This window comes from Herbaspirillum sp. C7C2 (assembly GCF_022627865.1).
Classification (GTDB): domain Bacteria; phylum Pseudomonadota; class Gammaproteobacteria; order Burkholderiales; family Burkholderiaceae_D; genus Herbaspirillum; species Herbaspirillum frisingense.
Genome location: NZ_JABXGI010000058.1, coordinates 1 through 410 on the forward strand (window position 1 = coordinate 1; position 410 = coordinate 410).

The 410-nt window shown below is 62.7% G+C and carries 1 protein-coding gene; it reads left to right on the plus strand.

Annotated features, from left to right (window positions below; translation table 11 throughout):
• Positions 1 to 410: ABC transporter permease subunit (locus HWE04_RS24215; protein WP_446719255.1), on the plus strand; the 410-nt coding region annotated here is incomplete at both ends.

The window sequence follows — 410 nt, forward strand, 5'->3', positions numbered from 1 at the left end:
ATCATGGATATGGCACTGCTCTACATCATGCTGGCCCTGGGCCTGAACGTGGTGGTGGGCTTCGCCGGCCTCCTGGATCTGGGCTACATCGCCTTCTACGCCATCGGCGCCTATACCGCCGGCCTGTTGGCCTCGCCGCAGTTCGCGGCGGTGATCGAGTCCTTCGTCAATACCTATCCCGACGTCGGCAACTTCCTGGTCTGGCTGTATGGTCCGCAGATCGTGCAGAACGGCATCCACTTGTCGCTGTGGCTGATCGTGCCGATCTCGGGCGTGCTGGCGGCCATCTTCGGCGCGCTGCTGGGGGCACCGACCCTGAAGCTGCGCGGTGACTACCTGGCCATCGTGACCCTGGGCTTCGGCGAGATCATCCGCATCTTCATGAACAACCTGAACGCCCCGGTCAACAT